Source organism: Streptosporangium sp. NPDC000563 (genome assembly GCF_040299985.1).
In the GTDB taxonomy this organism is placed as follows: domain Bacteria; phylum Actinomycetota; class Actinomycetes; order Streptosporangiales; family Streptosporangiaceae; genus Streptosporangium.
The window spans coordinates 140,362-158,343 of sequence record NZ_JBEPDA010000008.1; the positions used below are offsets into that span (position 1 = coordinate 140,362).

Consider the following 17,982-nt stretch of genomic DNA (forward strand, 5'->3'; position numbering starts at 1 on the left):
CTGTCCCGGCAGGAACGCCACGTCCATCATGTCCGCTGCGGATCACCCCAACCCTAACGGGTCGGGGTGATATGAGGAGAGAGACGTCGCGCGGGCGATGTGGGGTGTTTCGGGCTGTATGTCCAGTGCCGCAAGACCGTAACCCCTCCGGGTGGTGTTCGTAAAGACTGCATGTCGGAAACAGTTGCTGACACTGTGACGGCTTGCCTGACCGGCCGCGCAGGATGAACGATTCAGACATTTATGCACGCTTTATCAGTGCATGCAGCTAGGAGGTACAAAGTGTCCACCCCCCCAGGGAAGAGCCTGACCGGCCGCTTCCTGTTCGTGGCCGGCCTCGCCGTCGCCACGGTTCTGGCCGCGGTACCCGCGCAGGCCGCTGATATCCCGGCGCCTGGCGAGATCGCCAAGAGCGGGAACGTCGAGCACGTCACCAACGTGCCCAAGCCGGCCAACCTGACAGACATCAACACCGACATGGCGTTCCAGGGCGACTACGCCTTCGTCGGCAACTACAGCGGCTTCTCGATCTACGACATCAAGAACCCGAAGAAGACCTCGGTGGTCAGCTCGGTGGTCTGCCCCGGCGGCCAGATGGACCTGTCCGTCCATGGCGACCTGCTCTTCGCCGCGGTCGACTCCTCGCGCAACAACGACTCCTGCAGCAGCGTCGGCCAGAGCGCCGCGATCAAGGAGTCGTGGGAGGGTGTCCGGATCTTCGACGTCAGCGACAAGAAGAACCCCAAGTACGTCAAGGCGGTCGAGACCAACTGTGGCTCGCACACCCTGACCCTCGTCCCCGGCAAGGGCAGGGACAAGAAGAACGTCTACGTCTACGTCTCCTCCTACAGCCCGAACGCGTCGTTCCCCGACTGCCAGCCGCCGCACGACAAGATCTCGATCATCAAGGTGCCGGTGAAGAACCCGGAGGCCGCCGCGGTCGTCGCCACGCCGGTTCTGTTCCCGGACGGTGGTAACCCCGGCGAGAGCCTGCCGTACCCCTACCGCACCTCGGCGACGAGCGGCTGCCACGACATCACCGCCTACCCGGAGAAGGACATCGCCGCCGGAGCCTGCATGGGCGAGGGCATCCTGATGGACATCTCCAACCCGGTCGACCCGAAGGTCACCGCCACGGTCCGTGACGACGAGAACTTCGCGTTCTGGCACTCGGCGACGTTCAACAACAAGGGCACCAAGGTCGTCTTCACCGACGAGCTCGGCGGCGGTGGCGCGGCCACCTGCAACGAGGCGATCGGCCCGAACCGTGGCGCCAACGCCTACTACGACCTCCAGGACGGCCAGTTCGCCTTCAAGGGTTACTTCAAGATCCCCCGCCACCAGGCCGACAACGAGAACTGCGTCGCGCACAACGGCTCGCTCATCCCGGTCAAGGGCAAGGACATCATGGTCCAGGCCTGGTACCAGGGTGGCATCTCGGTCGTCGACTTCACCGACTCGGCCAACGCGCAGGAGATCGCCTTCTTCGAGCGCGGCCCTGACAGCGCCAACCCGCTCAGCGGTGGATTCTGGTCGGCGTACTACTACAACGGCCACGTCTACGGCAGCGACTTCAACCTTGGTCTTGACGTTCTGAAGATCAACGACAAGCGCCTCGACAAGGCGGACAAGGTCAAGTTCAAGGACCTGAACCCGCAGACCCAGGACTCCTACCAGCCCGACAAGGGTCACTGACCTCTGACGTGACGGTCGCCGGGCGCCGGACGGGCGCCCGGCGACCGTCGCTCATGCCGGAACCCCACGGTGAGCCACAAAAAAGGGGGAAGACACTAAACTTATCCGGAGAGTAAGTAAAGAGGTTGAATCAAATTTTATTGTGACAAAGTCATGTGATGTTGACTCGGGCGTCAAGGTGGACGGTTTGCTAATTTATGCATGCCTTATGTCCGCTTCAAGGAGGCACCCGCAGTGTTCGCTCCCCGAAGGGTCGTCCGGGCGTTGGCGGTGGTGGCCACGGCCGCCGCGATGCTGACGTCCACGGTCTCGGCCCAGGCCGCCGACATCCCTCCACCCGGCGAGGTCGTCACCAGCCCCAACGTGACACACGTCGGCACCCTGCCCAAGCTTCCCGGCCTTGAGACCACCGTCAACAGCGACATCGCCTTCCAGGGCAACTACGCCTACGTCGGCAACTACGGCGGTTTCTCGATCTACGACATCAGCAACCCGAAGCGCGCCAAGCTCGTCAGCGGTGTCCTGTGCCCCGGCTCCCAGATGGACGTGTCGGTCTACGACGACCTGTTGTTCGCCGCGGTCGACAACTCCCGCAGCGACGACTCCTGTAACAGCGTCGGCCAACCGGCCAGCGTCAAGGAGTCGTGGGAGGGTGTCCGGATCTTCGACATCAAGGACAAGAAAAACCCCAAGTACATCAAGTCGGTCGAGACCAACTGCGGCTCCCACACCCTGACCCTTGTTCCCGGTAAAACCGGGGACCGCAAGAACGTCTACCTCTACGTCTCCTCCTACAACCCGAGCGACACGTTCCCCGACTGCCTGCCGCCGCACGACAAGATCTCGATCATCAAGGTGCCGCTGCGCAACCCGACCGCCGCCGCCGTGGTCAAGACGCCGGTCATCTTCCCCGACGGGGGCAACGAGACGCAGCCGGGCCTGCTGTTGCCGACCAGCGGCTGCCACGACATCACCGTCTACGCGGAGAAGAACATCGCGGCCGGGGCCTGCATGGGTGACGGCGTCCTGTTCGACATCTCCGACCGGGAGAACCCGGTGATCACCGCGCGGACCACCGACCCGAACTTCGCGTTCTGGCACTCGGCGACGTTCAACAACAGGGGCGACAAGGTCATCTTCACCGACGAGCTCGGCGGTGGCGGCGCGGCGACCTGCAACGAGGCGATCGGCCCGAACCGCGGCGCCGACGCCATCTACGAGATCAAGCGCGGCAAGCTGGTCTTCAAGAGCTACTTCAAGATTCCCCGCCACCAGGCCGACAGCGAGAACTGCGTCGCGCACAACGGCTCGCTCATTCCGGTCAAGGGCAAGGACATCATGGTCCAGGCCTGGTACCAGGGCGGCGTCTCCTTCGTGGACCTCAGCGACCCGGCCCGCCCGAAGGAGATCGGCTACTTCGAGCGCGGCCCCGAGCCCGACGGCGGAGGCGGCGGCATCTGGTCGGCGTACTACTACAACGGCTACGTCTACGCCAGCGACTTCTACCGAGGGCTGGACGTCCTCAGGATCGACGACCGTCGCACCGACCCGGCCAAGAACGTCCGGATGGACCGGCTGAACGTGCAGACCCAGGCCTCCTACGGAGAGCACGGCCACCACTGACCGTCCGAGCGGCCGCCCCCGAGGGGACGCGGTCGCCCGCGAGACGTGCGTGAGGGGCGGCGGGCCTTCCCGCCGCCCCTTTTCCGTGCTCCGGCTCTGTGATCCGGCTCTGTGATCCGGCGCGACGCTCTTCACCGGCGTGAGTGCCCGCCTGCGGGGAGTGAGGGTGCGGAAGCCGTCAGTCAGGCGGGGGGGACGAAGCCGCCGGGCGTGGAGTCGGGCCGCCGCGCGGGAGGCGGGGACGTGGGCGGGGGAGGTGCCGGGTGGGGCGACCCCGCCGGAGGCGGCAGGGGGATCCGCGGCTGCGACGGCCGGTGGTCGGGCCGAGGCGCCGATCCGGGAGGCGCGTAAGGAACGGGGACGTACGGAGCGGCGTACGGGGCGGGAGGGTGCGGCTGACCTGTCCACTGCCGCTCCGGCCGGTGCCCGCCGGTTCGCCGAGCCAGGCGCGCCTGCTCGCGGCGACGGCGTTCGGCCAGGACGGCGGTCAGGTAGGCGAACGGCGGCACACCCGGCGGGGCGGGCGGGGAGACGAAGGCCGACATCTCGGTGGCGATGCGCACGCCCATCTCGTGCTGGACGGCCGGGGCGAGGTCGTGCCAGCGCATGAGGTACTGCCGTGCGGTGGCCGCCACCTGCTCGGGCAGCCGCGACAGCTCCAGCGTCGCCGCCCACGGGGCGAGCATCGGCGGCATGTCCAGCGGCGGCCCGTACTGCCGCGGGGCGCGCTCGGAGATCACGATGGTGCCGGAGAAGACGTCGCCGAGCCGCTTGCCCTTCTCCGAGATCAGCGAGCTGATCAGCGCGGGGGCACCGCTGAGCATCCAGAACTCCAGGACCCCCGCCAGCCCGCGGAACAGGGCCTGCCGGAACCGCTCGGGACCGCCGTCGTCGCTGACGACCCGCAGCCCCAGCGCGAGCTTGCCCAGGCTGCGCCCACGCGTGAGCGTCTCGAAGGTCACCGGGTAGCCGACGACCACGAGCACGGTGAGCACGATGTAGACCATCGTCGTCAGCGCCGGATCGTCCAGGAATCCCAGGTTGCCGACGAGGAGGGAGGCCCCCAGCAGGGTCACGATCTGGATCGCCATGTCGATCAGCAGTGCCGCGGCCCTGCTCGGGAGCTGGGCCACGCGGACCTCGACGACCACGGCCTCGCCGGTTACGACATCGGACACAACCAGCACCCTACCTTCGACTGGATAGGCTGATCGCGTGGACATCGACGCCTTTGTCACCGCGCACCGGCCCGCCTGGGATCGTCTCGAGGATCTGGTCCGGCGTCGCGGCTCGCTGGACGGCGCCGAGGTCGACGAGCTGGTCGACCTCTACCAGCGGGTGGCCACGCACCTGTCCCTCGTCCGCTCGGCCTCCGCCGATCCCATCCTGGTGGGCCGCCTGTCGGCGCTCGTCGCCCGAGCCCGCTCCGCGGTGACCGGGGCGCACACCCCGGCCTGGCGGGAGTTCGTCCGCTTCTTCACCGTCTCCTTCCCGGTGGTCGCCTACCGGGCCCGTCGCTGGTGGCTGGCCACGGGCGTCGCGTTCCTGCTGGTCTCCACGGTCGTCGCGGTCTGGGTGGGGGAGAACCCCGGGGTCCAGGCGGCGATCGCCACCCCCGAGGAGATCACCCAACTCGTCGAGCACGACTTCGCCGACTACTACTCGGAGAACCCGGCGACCTCGTTCGCCGGACAGGTCTGGGTCAACAACGCCTGGGTCTCGATGCAGGTCATCATGATGTCCGTCCTGCTCGGCCTGCCGATCCCGTACGTCCTGTGGGAGAACGCGCTCAACGTGGCCGTCTCCGCCGGGCTGATGGCCTCGCGCGGCAAGCTCGACATCTTCTTCGGGCTGATCACCCCGCACGGCCTGCTGGAGCTGACCGCGGTGTTCCTCGCCGCGGCCGTCGGCATGCGCCTCGGCTGGACGGTCGTCGACCCCGGTCCGCGCAGGCGCACGGAGGCTCTGGCCGAGCAGGGCAGGGCCGTGATGAGCGTGGCCCTCGGCCTGGTCGTGGTGCTGTTCGTCTCCGGGCTGATCGAGGGCCTGGTCACGCCCTCGGGGTTGCCCACCTGGGCACGGATCGGCATCGGGGTGGTCGCGGAGGTCGCGTTCCTCGCCTACGTGATCTTCTTCGGCCGCCGCGCCGTGGCCGCGGGCGAGAGCGGGGACATCGAACGTGCCCCCGACCTGGCTCCGAGCGCCGGCTGAGCGCGCCGGCTGAGCGTTCGGCCCCGGCGGAGTGCCCGGCCCAGGCCGGACTCCGGTGGCTCGGAGTGCCGCGTGAGCGCCACGTGGCCCCGGGCGTCGAACCCCCGCGGCTCCGGGCGCCGACTGGGCACCGGTGCGTGCCGGGGCGGCTCAGAGCCGCCCGGCCGCCTTCAGCGCCAGGTAGGCGTCGGCGAGGGCCGGGGCGATCTGGTCGGGGGCGGTGTCCACGACCTCCACCCCCTGACGGCGCAGCAGGGTGGTGATCCTGCGCCGTCCCGCGCGCAGATGCTCGGCCGCCGCCGCGCCGTAGACCAGCTCGGAGGTGCCGCGCCCGGCGGCCATCTCGGCCACCTGGGGGTCGGAGACGGCGGCCAGGAGCACCAGGTGCCGCGAGGAGAGGCGGGGAAGGACGGGCAGCAGCCCCTCCTCAAGCGCCGCCGGGTTGAGGTCGGTCAGCACGACGACCAGGCAACGTCGCCTGGCCCGCGCCATGACGGCCGCGACCATCCCCGCGGAGTCGGCCTCGACCAGTTCGGCCTCGATCGGGGCCATGGTGTTGACCAGGGACGACAGCAGCTCCGTACGGCCGGTGCCGGACACCCAGGCGCGCACCCCCCGGTCGTGGGCCATGAAGTCGACCCGGTCGCCCGCCCGGGAGGCGAGGGCGGCCAGCAGCAGCGCCGCGTCCATCGACCAGTCGAGGCGGGGCCAGCCGGGCACGACCCGCGCCCCGCTCCCGGCGCCGGTCCTCGGCACCTCCCCGGCCAACGGGATCGGGGCGGTGCCCACCCGTCCGGCCGAGGTACGGCCGGTGTCGAGCACGATCAGCACCCGGCGGTCGCGCTCGGGCCGCCAGGTGCGGACCACGACGTCGTCGCGGCGCGCGGTGGCCCGCCAGTCGATCGAGCGGACGTCGTCGCCGACCACGTACTCCCGCAGCGAGTCGAACTCGGTGCCCTGCCCCCGGATCATCGACGGGTGCCGGCCCTCCAGCTCCCTGAGCCTGGACAGCTTGGCGGGCAGGTGCTTGCGGCTGAGGAACGGCGGCAGCACCCTGACCGACCAGGGCACCCGGTGTGAGCCCTGGCGGGCCGCCACACCCAGCGGGCCCAGCGTCCGCACCGTCACCGTGACCGCCTCGCGGTCGCCCCTGCGGGTGGGGGTGAGCGTCGTGACCAGCCGGCGGCGCTCGCCGGGGGGAACGTCCAGAGGCAGGTGCCGGGGCGTGGCGCCCGCGGAGGGCGGCCAGGCGTCCCTGAGCACGCCGCGCACCCTGCGTGGGCCGGGGTTCTCCACGATCAGCTCGACCGTGACCGACTCGCCGAGCCGTACCAGCCGCTCGCCCGAGCGGGTGAAGCGCAGCGGGCGCACGCTCCCGGCCAGCAGCAGGTCGACCGCGACCAGCGCCACGATCAGCAGCGCCACCCCGGCCACGGCGAGCCCGGGCCGGGGGGCGAACAGCACGGCCAGGGTGCCCAGCAGCGCCAGCAGCGCGGCCCGTCCTGTCAGCGCCATGGTCAGCGGGGGACGGGGACGGAGGCGAGGATGGCGTCGATGAGGCCGTCGGCGGTCGCGCCCTCCAGCTCGGCCTCGGGACGTATCTGGATCCGGTGCCGCATCGCGGGCCTGGCCAGCGCCTTGACGTCGTCGGGCGTCACGTAGGTGCGGCCGGACAGCCACGCCCAGGCCCGCGCCCCGGCGAGCAGCGCGGTGGCGCCGCGCGGGGAGACACCGAGCTGGAGCGAGGGCGACTGGCGGGTCGCCCGCGCGATGTCCACGATGTAGCCGAGCACCTCGGGGCCCACGTGGACCTTGCCGACCGCCGCGCGTCCCGCGGCGAGGTCGGCGGCGCCTGCCACGGCCTTGACGTGCGAGAGGTCGCGCGGGTCGAAGCCGAGCGCGTGCCGCTCCAGCACCGCGATCTCCTGGTCGCGAGGCGGCAGCGGGACGGTCAGCTTGAGCAGGAACCGGTCGAGCTGCGCCTCGGGCAGCTGGTAGGTGCCCTCGTACTCGACGGGGTTCTGGGTGGCGGCCACGATGAACGGGTCGGGCAGCGCGCGCGCCGCCCCCTCCACGCTGATCTGACGCTCCTCCATCGCCTCGAGCAGCGCGGCCTGCGTCTTCGGCGGCGTGCGGTTCACCTCGTCGGCGAGCAGGAGGTTCGTGAAGACCGGCCCCTCGCGGAACTCGAACTCCGACGTCTTCGCGTCGTAGATCAGCGAGCCGGTGATGTCGCCCGGCATGAGGTCGGGGGTGAACTGCACCCGCTTGAAGTCGAGTGAGAGCGCCGCCGACAGTGTCCTGACGAGCAGGGTCTTGGCGACGCCGGGCACGCCTTCGAGCAGCACGTGGCCCCGGCAGAGCAGCGCGATCACCAGCCCGGTGACCACGGCGTCCTGGCCGACGACCGCCTTGGAGACCTCGGCGCGCAGGGCTCCCAGCGCCTCCCTGGCCTGGTCCGCGCTCTGCGCGGCGGGTACGGCGGATGCGCCGGGCGCGGTCCTCGCGACGGAGGCCGCCTCGGTGAGACCGTCGTTCCCCGGTGGTGTGGTCACGACTTTCCGACCTGCCTTTCCAAGATGTCCATGTATTCGGCGAGGGCTACCAGCCCCGCCTCGTCGACCGGCGGAGGTCCGTACAGGGCGGCGCCGACGTGCGACGCCGCCTGGCCGGTCCGCTCGGCGATCGCGTTCACCAGCGCGTCGGGGCCGGTCCCCGGTGGCAGCCCGAGGCGGGGGGTGACCCGGTCGGTGAAGCCCGCGCGCAGGGCCGCGGCGGCCCGGTCGCGGGCCCGCCGTGCCCGGTAGAGCCTGGCACGTCCCTCGACGGTCTCGGCCGCCCGCACGACGACGGGCAGCCGCTCGGCCACCACGGGACCGAGCCTGCGGCCCCGCCAGAGCGCGAGCAGCAGCACCGCGAGGAACACCTGGACCACGGCCCACTTGACCCCCGGGGGGACCAGGTCGTAGAAACCCTCCTTGCGGTCGCCCGCCTGGGGGGTGGCCTCGGGAGGCGTGAGCCAGAGCAGGGTGGGCCGCCCGCCGGCGAGGTTCGTCGCCAGCGCGGCGTTGCCGTCCTCGGCGAGCCGCAGGTTGGTCATGAACTGCGCGTCGCCCGCGACGGTGACCGTCCGGTCCCCCACGCCGTGGGAGACCAGGGTGGGCTTCCCGCCCGCCGGGTAGCAGCCGATCGCCCCGGCGGGCAGGGTGAGGGTCACGCCGCCGCTGTAGGCGCTGCCCGCCCTCGTCGCGGCCGGCAGCGCGCACCGGGGCTCGCGGGAGCGCGCCCGCGCCTCACCCACCGGGGCCACCCCGGGCGCGAGCAGGTCCAGGTGCTCGGGTACGCCCACCACCAGCAGGTCCGAGGGTGCGGCGGCGAGCAGCTCCGCCTCGTCCTCGTCGAGCGGGAAGGTCCGGCTCACCAGCAGGGTGCTGCCCTCGGGGCCCGCCTGCTCGGCCAGTGACGAGGCCTCCTCGGCCGAGGTGACCCGGGTGACCCGCACCCCGTTCGCCTGCAGCAGCCGGGCCAGGCCCTTGCCTCCCGAGAGCGAGGTGTCGGCGGGGTCGAGGGGTCTTTCCGGTCCGCCGGAGCCTCCGAGCAGCACGCCGGCGACGGCGACGGCGACCACGAGGAACGCCACCGGCAGGATGCCCCTGCCGCCGCGCCAGAGGCCGCCCGCGGTCGGCGAGGTGGAGGTCGTCGCGGAGGCGCGCGTCGCGTTCCCTGCGTTCCCTGCGTTCTCTGGGTTTCCTGCGTTCCCTGCGTCCTCGGCGGAGGCCGATCCCGTCCTTCCCGGCGGGGCGAGGCTCATGGCGCGTCCGCCCGTACGACGGGCGCGGGGCGGGCCGTGCGCAGGTGCTCGTCGAGGTCGCGCATGATCCCGTACGCCTCGGGGGTGCCGGGCACCTCGCCGTAGGTCACGTCGTCGAACACCCGCGCCGCCGCGGCGAGTTCGGAGGCGAGCGCGGGCAGGGCTCGGCCCGCCTCCACGGCGAGCTCGTCGGCGGTGCGGCCGGGGGTGTGGTCGATGATCACGCGGTCCTCCAGATCACGGGCGACGGCCCGGAGCCGTTCGCGGACCGCCTCGGCCCATCGGGCCTCCGCCGCCAGCCGCTCGGCGGCCTCGCGGTGCTCGGCGGCGCTGAGGCGGCGGTCGCCGAAGATCCCGCCCTCGCGGGTGCCGCCGCCCCCGGCGGTCCTGCGGGCGACCAGGAGCAGCGCGACGACGATCCCGATCACGATCACGAGCAGGGCCGCCCGTGCCGCCAGGCTGCCGACGGTGCCCATGGACTCCTGGTCGAGCAGGTCGCCGAGAAACTGGTTGATGTTGCGCCAGACGCGGTCGAGCAGGGACTCCTTGGCGTACTCGGATCTGAGCAGCTCCTGGATCGCCTGGCGCCGCGCCTCTTCGCGCCCGATGTCGACGGGGGACGTCAGGAATGGGGCCACGGGGCTCCCTGGCCGGGGGGCTCGTGCCGCGCGGGGCCCGCGGGTGTGATGGAGGGGTCCCACAGATCGTCGGCCGACGCGTGGACCCAGCCCTGTCGCCGCTGCTCGATCGCCGCGGTCTGGAGCACCAGGTCGAACGCCTCGGAGCGCATCCGCCGGTCGGCGTAGAGCAGGCCGTTCACCCCTGCCTGGAGGGGATAGGTGATCATCGAGCCGAGGGTGACGCCCACCGCGATGAGGATCGCCGCGGCGATCCGCGCGCCGTCCGAGCTCTCGCCGAGGAGTACGAGGAAACTCCCGCCCAGGACGAAGGGGAAGGAGAGCAGCTGGCCGACGAGGAACGCGATGATCTGGGTGAGGATCACGATGCCGAGCGTTCGCCAGAAGCCGCCGGAGACGAGGTGCCAGGACCTGAGCAACGAGTCGACGACGCCGCGCCGCTCCAGCACCGCGGCCGCGGGGGCGAGCACCAGCCGGGTGCTGACGAAGAAGGCGTAGGCCACGTAGGCCAATACCGCCACCACGCCCACGATCGCGATCACCCCGACACCGGCCCCCGCCGAGCCGAGCGCGAAGAACACACCGATGATCATGGCCATCGGTACGAGCAGGATCACGAGGTTGACGACGACGAGCCCGAACAGCGTGGGCACCCGGCTCCGGGTCAGCGTCCATGCCTCGCCGGCAGTCATCTTGCCGCCGAAGACCGCGCGGCCCAGGATGCGGGTGATCACGCCGGTGAGCAGCGTCACGGCGACGAACTGGATCGCGTAGGAGAGCAGGCTGCCGCCGTACTGGGAGAGGAAACTCCCCTCGTCGGGGGCCGCGTTCGGGTTCTCCAGGAGCGGGGTGATGGATTCGAGCGCGATCACCTGCCCGATCGCGAGGGGGATCGCGCCCAGCGCGGCGGCGATCGCCGACAGGCCCAGGACGCTCTTGGGGTTGGAGCGCATCAGCTTGATCGCCCCGTCGAGGATGTCGCCCACGCCGAGCGGCCGCAGCGGGATGATGCCGGGGCGCATCGCGGGAGGCGGCATGTGCGCGCCGTACGGCGGCGGCCCGTAGGGGCCCTGCTGGTACGGCTGCTGGTGCGGCGGCTGCCCGTATGGTGCCTGGCCGTGGGGCTGCCAGGGTCCCTGAGGGGGCCCCTGCGGCGGCGCGGGAGGATCGGGCGCGGGGCCGGGGGCGGTCCACGGGGATCCCTGGGCGTTGCCGTACGGCGGGGGTTGGTTGGACGCCCAGCCCGTGGGCGTGCCGGGATCGCCGGGACTGGAGCCGTGACCGTCTGACATATCCCAATCCTGGCATGTGGACACACCATCCGTGGTGATCGGGTGATCACACGAACGTTTCATCCCCCTGAAGGAGGGTGGAGATGCCGGAGGGATGGCCGAGACACCGTGGTTTACCGCAGACTGTGAACGTGGTCATCACCGCCCGGTGCCCGCAGTCACCGGGTCGGCGGCGGCCGTGGGGGGCGTAACTGCACGTTTTACGTTGAGTGCGCCTAAAATTCGTCAGTTGGACGCCCCGTCGTTGGCCGGTGTCATCCAGTAGGCGGACGAGGGTAATCTTCGATGATCGACCGATTTATCACGATAACTCCCGAACTGCGTAAACCGAATGAGGGGCCATGAAAGGACGCGTGCTGGTCGTCGACGACGACGCGGCTCTCGCCGAGATGCTCGGTATCGTGCTGCGCGGAGAGGGCTTCGAACCCTCGTTCGTCTCCGACGGCGACAAGGCACTCGACGCGTTCCGCGACACCCGGCCGGACCTGGTCCTGCTCGACCTGATGCTGCCGGGGGCCGACGGGATCGACGTCTGCCGCCGCATCAGGGCCGAGTCCGGGGTGCCGATCGTCATGCTGACCGCCAAGAGCGACACCATCGACGTGGTGCTCGGGCTGGAGTCGGGGGCCGACGACTACATCGTCAAGCCCTTCAAGCCCAAGGAGCTCGTCGCCAGGGTCCGCGCCCGGCTGCGCCGCACCGACGAGCCGACGCCGGAGATCCTGCAGATCGGCGACATCACGATCGACGTCGCCGGGCACTCGGTGAAGCGGGAGGAGGAGACCATCAATCTCACCCCGCTGGAGTTCGACCTGCTGGTCGCCCTCGCCAGGAAGCCCCGCCAGGTCTTCACCCGCGAGGTCCTGCTCGAACAGGTCTGGGGCTACCGCCACGCGGCCGACACCCGTCTGGTCAACGTGCACGTCCAGCGGCTCCGGGCGAAGATCGAGAAGGATCCTGAGCACCCCGAGATCGTCGTGACGGTCCGCGGGGTCGGATACAAGGCCGGACCGGCCTAGCCGCCCTCCTCCCCGGACCCCCGAGATGCCTCCCGCACCGAAGAAACGCCGTCGCACCCCGCGCCAGCTGCTGCGGGGTGTCCGGCGTCGTGTCCGGCGCGTCGCCGGCCGGGCGCGACGCGTCTTCTGGCGCTCGCTCCAGCTGCGCGTGGTCACCAGCACGATGGTCATCTCCATCGTGGTCGTCGCCGTACTCGGCGTCTTCCTGATGCAGCAGATCATCAGGACCACCCTGGAGACCAGGGAGAGCGCGGCCAAGAGCGAGGCGCAGGCCGACAGGAACGCGGTGCTCGGCTATCTCAGCCAGCCGGCGGCCGAGGCCGCCAAGCAGGCCGCGGAGCCGGGCCAGGCGCTGCAGCCGGTGGGAAGCAGCCCGCTCAGCCAGGCCACGGAGGCGCTCGCGCGGCGCGCGGGCTCGGCGAGCCGCTACTCGGTGATCATCCGTAACGAGACGCTGCCGGGGGCGTTCTACGGAACCACGGACATCGACCCCGTCAGCATCCCGCCCAGGCAGCGTGAGGAGCTGTTCAAGAAGGAGGCCGGCGAGGACAGCACCTGGTACACCCCGCTGTACTACAAGGGACAGCCGGAGCAGCCCGTGCCCGGCATGATCATCGGCACCCGCCTCGACTCGTCGTACGAGATCTACCACCTCATCCCGCTGGACAAGGAGGAGCAGACCCTCGCCTCGGTGCAGCAGATGATCATCCTTGTCGGCGCCGGCCTCGTGCTGCTGCTGGCCGTGATCTCCTCCCTGGTCACCCGCCAGGTCGTCACGCCGGTGCGGCTGGCCAGGCAGGCCGCCGAGCGGCTGGCCGCCGGGCGCCTGGACGAGCGGCTGAAGGTGCGCGGCGAGGACGACCTCGCCCGGCTGGCCGCCTCCTTCAACGAGATGGCCGCCAACCTGGCGCTGAAGATCCACCAGCTGGAGGAGCTCTCCCAGGTCCAGCGCCAGTTCGTCTCGGACGTCTCGCACGAGCTGCGTACCCCGCTCACCACCGTGCGGATGGCCGCCGACCTGCTCTTCGACGCCCGCGAGGACTTCGATCCGATGGCCGCCAGGTCGGCGGAGCTGATGCAGAACCAGCTCAACCGGTTCGAGGCGATGCTCGCCGACCTTTTGGAGATCAGCCGCTACGACGCGGGCGCGGCCGACCTCGACGTCGATTCCGTGGACGTCAGGGACGTGGTGCTGCGCGCCGTCGCCGACTCCGAGGCGCTGGCCGAGCGCCACTCCACCCGCTTCGACCTGCGCCTTCCCGGCGAGCCGTGCATGGCGGAGATGGACAGCCGCAGGGTCGAGCGCATCCTGCGCAACCTGCTGTTCAACGCGATCGAGCACGGAGAGGGCCGCGACATCGTCGTCTCGGTCGCCGCCGACAGGGACGCGGTGGCGGTGGCCGTACGCGACCACGGGGTGGGACTGAGAGCCGGCGAGGAGAACCTGGTCTTCGACCGCTTCTGGCGGGCGGACCCGTCCCGGGCGCGCACGATCGGCGGTACGGGCCTGGGGCTCGCCATCTCCCGCGAGGACGCCATCCTGCACGGCGGCTGGCTGCAGGCGTGGGGCTCGCACGGGGAGGGCTCGCAGTTCCGGCTCTCGCTGCCCAGGGTGGCGGGGGCGGTGCTGCGGGGCTCGCCGTTGCCGCTCGTACCCCCGGAGGTGGAGATGCGGCGCACCTGGCGAGGGCACATGACGCCGGTGCTGTCGCCGGCGGCGGCCGACGGGGGACGCGATGCGGACTAGGGCGGGCAGCACGGGCAGGACGGGAGGCGCGCGACGCCGGCCGGAGCCTGTGGGGAGCGCGACGCGGACCGTCGGCGGAAGGGCGCGGCGACGGCCCGAGCCGGTCGGTGGCGCCGCGCGGACCGGTGTCCGCGGGGGGCGGTACGCGGCGCTGAGGGGAGGCGCGCGGAACGCGGGGACGGTGATCCTCGCGATCGCCCTCGTCTACGCGGTGAGCGCCTGTTCGGTCATCCCCACCGGAGGCAAGTCCGTCGTCGCCGTCGACAACGAGCGCAAGGGCAACCCGCTGGGCGACCCGTACGCGCGGGTCATCGCGATGCCGCCGAAGGCCGGCTGGTCGCCGGAGGAGGTCGTCACCGGCTTCCGCGCGGCGATGGCGAGCCTCGACGACCCCGCCTTCCAGGTCGCCCGCGAATACCTCACCGGCGACTTCGCCGCCAAGTGGAACCCGCGCAGCGGCGTCACTGTCTACCGGCAGGGCACGTACGAGAAGTTCGCGCCCCCCCGCGACGAGGACAAGCAAGCCCAGGTGACGCTCAAGGGCAGCAAAACCGCGATCATCGACCAGGACGGTCGATACCGCCCGAGCGGCGGCACGCTGAACCAGGCGTTCACCCTCGCCAAGGACGCGAACGGCGAGTGGCGCATCAGCGCGGCCCCCGACGGGCTTCTGTTGTCCGAGGCCGACGTCGCCCGCGGCTACCTGCCCGTCGACCTGTACTTCCTCGACTCCCAGTGGAAGGGCCTGGTCGTCGACCAGGTGCGGGTGCCGATCGACCCGGCCGCCAACTTCGCCAAGACGACGGTCGAGCGGCTGATCAGGGGGCCGAGCAGTTCCCTCAAGGACGCGGTGCGCACCGCCTTCACCGGCACCGAGCTCATCGACGTCACCATCGAGAACAACCGGGTCGTCGTCGACCTCACCAGGCGGGTGGACTCCGACCTGATCGACCCGATGTCGGCCCAGCTCGCCGCGACGCTCGCCGCGCTCACCAAGGGCGGCTGGGGCTTCGAGGTCACCGTGAACGGCGAGTCGTACTATCCCGACGCGTCCCTCCAGATCGACGCTCAGGAGCATTCGAACTTCGACCCCTGGACGACCCCCGACGCCGTCTACCCGTTCTATCTCGCGGGTGGCGCGCTGCAGTTGCTGGACAAGGAGAACGTTGGGCGGTCCGTGCCCGGCAGGGCCGGTCAGAAGGGGGTGGGGACCCACCCCGCGATCAGTGGCCAGCCCGTACAGCAGGTGGCGGTGCTCTCGGGAGACGGCAGGAGCGTCTCCGTCGCGCCGCTCGCCGCGGGCGGTGAGTGGCGCGACTGGAGCACGGGGGTCTCCCTCGCCCCGCCCGCCTGGGACCGCTATCACACGCTCTGGACGGTCGACCGGCCCAACGACCACGCCTCGGTCATCACCCGGCACGACGGCGACAACAAACACCGGTACCGGGTGTCGGCCCCGGACCTGGAGACGTTGTACGTCAAGTCGCTCAAGGTCGCGCGGGACGGCGTGCACGTCGCCGTGATCGTCAAGGACGGGCTGGGCGAGCAGGTCCAGGTCGGCACCGTCATCGGAGAGCGGGAGAACACCCGCGTCACCAACCTGCAGACCGTGGTCAACGCCGACGGCAACCGGACGATCAAGGACATCGCCTGGAAGGACGGCAAGACCCTGTACGCGCTCACCGGCAAGTCGGAACTGCTCGAGGCCTCGGTCTCCGCCGAGCCCAAGTCGCTGCCCTTCGACTCCCGGATCGAGAGCATCACCGCCCTGGACAGCACCCTGCTCGCCGGGGCCAGGGACGAGCAGGGGGCCCGGCAGGTCCTGTTCTGGAACTCCACCAGGTGGGAGTCGCTGGTCAAGAACGAGACCGGGACCACGGACTTCACGGAGGACGGTCCCGCCTTCCCGGCCTTTCCCCTGAGCTGAGTCGAGCGACTCCTTCCATCGCCTCCGGTGGGGGACCGAACCCCCCTCCGGTACCCTGGGCTGGGCTTTTTTGTCGGTGCCGTATGCAACCTTGGATCCGTGACGACCGCCATGCTCGACCTGATCCTGCCGCCCCGCTGCGCCGGATGCGACGCGCTGGGCGCCCTCGTCTGTCCCCGCTGCGCGAAGGAGCTGCACGGGGCGCCCGCCCTCCGGATGCCGGACCCCGTTCCGCCAGGCACGCCCGAGTGCTGGTCGGCGGCCGAATACACCCCCGCCGTGCGGCGAGCGATCATCGCCTACAAGGAGCGCGGTCGCACGGCCCTCGCCCCTCCGCTGGCCGGGGCCCTCGCCCTCGCGGTGGCGACGGCGGCCGGCGAGCGGCCGGTGCTGCTGGTGCCGGTGCCCAGCGCCCGCCCGGCCCTGAGGCGCCGCGGGCACGACCCGGTGACCCGGCTCGCGACGCTGGCGGCCGGTTACCTCCGCGAGGCCGGCTGGCCCGCGAGCGTGGCACGGGTGCTCGCCCAGCGCCGCCGCGTCGCCGACCAGGCGGGGCTGAGTTCCCTCCAGCGGGCCGCCAATCTCTCCTCCGCCTTTACGGTCACGATCGGCCGCAACGCGCCTGTGCCGCGCTCCTGGGGCGGTACGGAGGCGATTGTGCTGGTCGACGACGTCGTCACCACCGGTGCGACGCTCGCGGAGGCGGCGAGGGCGATGCGGGAGGCGGGGCTCACGCCCTCCCTCGCCGCCACGGTCGCCGCGACACGCCGGAGATCGAAAACCGGTGATCGCGACGGATCGTGACGCAGGGTGAGGTGGTGACCCGATCGTGGGGTCACCTCGACGCCACACCTCACTGTCCTGACCGTCTCGACGATGCCCTCATGGCTGCTCAAGAACGTGAGAAGCCCTCGCCGCTCCCGCCGTCGCCTTCCAGGAGCGGGAGCCCCGGAGCCGCTCGCCCGGTCCTGGATTACGCAAAGTGATCCTTTGGTCCACGGTCAGGCTGACATTCGGCCGGGATGCGGATAGCGTCTGAGCCATGGCACCCGCTCGGGTCCGTGGTTGCACCGGACCGACCTCCGCGAGGAGGCCGGCCCGGCTAGCCGATGCCAGCCGCAGGCGAAACGGTCCACGTAAGACGACTTCTCGTCGATCGATCACGGTGCGGCTTAGAGGTAAGTCCTGCCTTCCCAGGGAGCCAGATGTTCCTTGCCAGAAGAGAAGGGCATGTAGTGGCAAAGAGCTGCGAAACCCTCAGCAGGCGGATGTGGGGACGAAGACCAGGTCGGCCGAGCGGGTGTCGCAATACCACCGTCGAGGTTCGAAGGGGGGCTGTGCATGGAGATCATCGTCAAGGGTCGGCACACCGGAGTGAGTGACCGATTCCGAGACCAGGTGAATACCAAGCTGGCCAGGATCGAGCGTTTGGACCACAAGCTCATCCGCGTTGACGTGGAGGTGTCCAAGGAAAGTAATCCGCGTATCGTCGACCAGCGGGAGCGCGTCGAGCTCACCATTCATTCACGTGGTCCCGCGATCCGGGCGGAGGCTTCGGCCGACGACCGATTCGCCGCCCTTGACATCGCACTCGGCAAGCTCGAAGGACGGCTGCGGCGGCTCGCCGACCGCAGGAAGATCCATCACGGCAACCACTGCCCGCCCTCGGTCGCCGAACTGACGGCCACCGCGCTCGCCGAATCCTTCGACACCGCCCCGGCTCATCTGTTCACCGAGCAGTCGCCGGCCGCGTCCAAGAGCGAGGCCGACGCCGACGTCACGGAGGACAAGAGCATCATCCCGATCCAGATGGACGGGGACGGTCCGCTGATGGTCAGGGAGAAGTTCCACGAGGCCGATCCGATGACCGTCGATCAGGCCCTTCTTGAGATGGAACTCGTGGGACACGATTTCTATCTCTTCCGTGACAAGGAGAGCGGGCAGCCAAGCGTCGTATACCTCCGACAGGGGTACAACTACGGCGTGCTGCGGCTCGTTGAGCCCTGAAGAACGCGTTCG

Annotated in this window: 14 protein-coding genes; 8 read left to right on the top strand and 6 right to left on the bottom strand. The window is 70.5% G+C overall.

The annotated features are described in order from the left end of the window. Nucleotides 1–282 precede the first annotated feature (282 nt). A complete protein-coding gene (locus ABT352_RS20690) occupies nt 283–1,695 on the top strand; it encodes an LVIVD repeat-containing protein (protein WP_350946489.1) in 1,413 nt (470 codons plus the stop codon). A gap of 234 nt (nt 1,696–1,929) precedes the next feature. Further along, the gene (locus ABT352_RS20695) at nt 1,930–3,318 is read left to right on the top strand and encodes an LVIVD repeat-containing protein (RefSeq protein WP_502992878.1); all 1,389 of its coding nucleotides are present in this window, start codon (nt 1,930–1,932) and stop codon (nt 3,316–3,318) included. Nucleotides 3,319–3,500: 182 nt separating this feature from the next. Here the strand turns inward: ABT352_RS20695 and ABT352_RS20700 are convergent, their stop codons facing one another. Continuing rightward, a complete protein-coding gene (locus ABT352_RS20700; RefSeq protein ID WP_350946490.1) occupies nt 3,501–4,496 on the bottom strand; it encodes an RDD family protein in 996 nt (331 codons plus the stop codon). 37 nt (nt 4,497–4,533) lie between these two features. Between ABT352_RS20700 and ABT352_RS20705 the strand changes: the two genes are divergently transcribed. Beyond that, entirely contained in the window at nt 4,534–5,529 is a 996-nt protein-coding gene (locus ABT352_RS20705) for a stage II sporulation protein M (protein WP_350946491.1), read from the top strand. A 150-nt stretch (nt 5,530–5,679) separates the two neighbouring features. Here the strand turns inward: ABT352_RS20705 and ABT352_RS20710 are convergent, their stop codons facing one another. From ABT352_RS20710 to ABT352_RS20730, 5 genes are all read right to left on the bottom strand, one after another. Continuing rightward, nucleotides 5,680–7,044: a DUF58 domain-containing protein gene (locus ABT352_RS20710; protein WP_350946492.1), complete on the bottom strand. Its 1,365-nt coding sequence runs from the start codon at nt 7,042–7,044 to the stop codon at nt 5,680–5,682. Nucleotides 7,045–7,046: 2 nt separating this feature from the next. Continuing rightward, nucleotides 7,047–7,970 carry an AAA family ATPase gene (locus ABT352_RS20715; RefSeq protein WP_350946616.1) on the bottom strand — a complete coding sequence of 308 codons (924 nt, stop codon included), beginning with the start codon at nt 7,968–7,970 and terminating at the stop codon, nt 7,047–7,049. Between the two features lie 110 nt (nt 7,971–8,080). Further along, a complete protein-coding gene (locus ABT352_RS20720) occupies nt 8,081–9,340 on the bottom strand; it encodes a DUF4350 domain-containing protein (protein ID WP_350946493.1) in 1,260 nt (419 codons plus the stop codon). Further along, the gene (locus ABT352_RS20725) at nt 9,337–9,978 is read right to left on the bottom strand and encodes a DUF4129 domain-containing protein (protein ID WP_350946494.1); all 642 of its coding nucleotides are present in this window, start codon (nt 9,976–9,978) and stop codon (nt 9,337–9,339) included. Before ABT352_RS20725 ends, ABT352_RS20720 begins: the two co-directional genes overlap by 4 nt. Then, nucleotides 9,963–11,270, bottom strand: a complete 1,308-nt coding sequence (locus ABT352_RS20730; protein ID WP_350946495.1) for a DUF7847 domain-containing protein — start codon at nt 11,268–11,270, stop codon at nt 9,963–9,965. The genes ABT352_RS20725 and ABT352_RS20730 overlap by 16 nt, the downstream gene beginning before the upstream one ends. Before the next feature lie 341 nt (nt 11,271–11,611). Here ABT352_RS20730 and mtrA point away from each other — a divergent pair, with 341 nt between their 5' ends. The 5 genes from mtrA to hpf all read left to right on the top strand — a co-directional run bounded on the left by mtrA (nt 11,612) and on the right by hpf (nt 17,970). Further along, nucleotides 11,612–12,289, top strand: a complete 678-nt coding sequence (mtrA, locus tag ABT352_RS20735; RefSeq protein ID WP_030907316.1) for an MtrAB system response regulator MtrA — start codon at nt 11,612–11,614, stop codon at nt 12,287–12,289. A gap of 25 nt (nt 12,290–12,314) precedes the next feature. After that, on the top strand, nt 12,315–14,036 hold the full coding sequence (gene mtrB / locus ABT352_RS20740) for an MtrAB system histidine kinase MtrB (RefSeq protein WP_350946496.1): 1,722 nt from the start codon (nt 12,315–12,317) through the stop codon (nt 14,034–14,036). Between the two features lie 181 nt (nt 14,037–14,217). Then, nucleotides 14,218–15,963 carry an LpqB family beta-propeller domain-containing protein gene (locus ABT352_RS20745; RefSeq protein ID WP_350946497.1) on the top strand — a complete coding sequence of 582 codons (1,746 nt, stop codon included), beginning with the start codon at nt 14,218–14,220 and terminating at the stop codon, nt 15,961–15,963. Between the two features lie 99 nt (nt 15,964–16,062). Beyond that, the gene (locus ABT352_RS20750) at nt 16,063–16,767 is read left to right on the top strand and encodes a ComF family protein (RefSeq protein ID WP_350946498.1); all 705 of its coding nucleotides are present in this window, start codon (nt 16,063–16,065) and stop codon (nt 16,765–16,767) included. 537 nt (nt 16,768–17,304) lie between these two features. Then, nucleotides 17,305–17,970 (top strand): ribosome hibernation-promoting factor, HPF/YfiA family, encoded by a 666-nt coding sequence (hpf, locus tag ABT352_RS20755; RefSeq protein ID WP_350946499.1) that lies wholly within the window; start codon nt 17,305–17,307, stop codon nt 17,968–17,970. Nucleotides 17,971–17,982 lie beyond the last annotated feature (12 nt).

Excerpts from the sequence above, each read along its gene's own strand:
- ABT352_RS20710 (WP_350946492.1), bottom strand. The coding sequence starts at position 7,044 with ATGGCGCTGACAGGACGGGCCGCGCTGCTGGCGCTGCTGGGCACCCTG.
- ABT352_RS20720 (WP_350946493.1), bottom strand. The coding sequence starts at position 9,340 with ATGAGCCTCGCCCCGCCGGGAAGGACGGGATCGGCCTCCGCCGAGGAC.
- ABT352_RS20730 (WP_350946495.1), bottom strand. The coding sequence starts at position 11,270 with ATGTCAGACGGTCACGGCTCCAGTCCCGGCGATCCCGGCACGCCCACG.
- mtrA (WP_030907316.1), top strand. The coding sequence starts at position 11,612 with ATGAAAGGACGCGTGCTGGTCGTCGACGACGACGCGGCTCTCGCCGAG.
- mtrB (WP_350946496.1), top strand. The coding sequence starts at position 12,315 with ATGCCTCCCGCACCGAAGAAACGCCGTCGCACCCCGCGCCAGCTGCTG.
- hpf (WP_350946499.1), top strand. The coding sequence starts at position 17,305 with ATGGAGATCATCGTCAAGGGTCGGCACACCGGAGTGAGTGACCGATTC.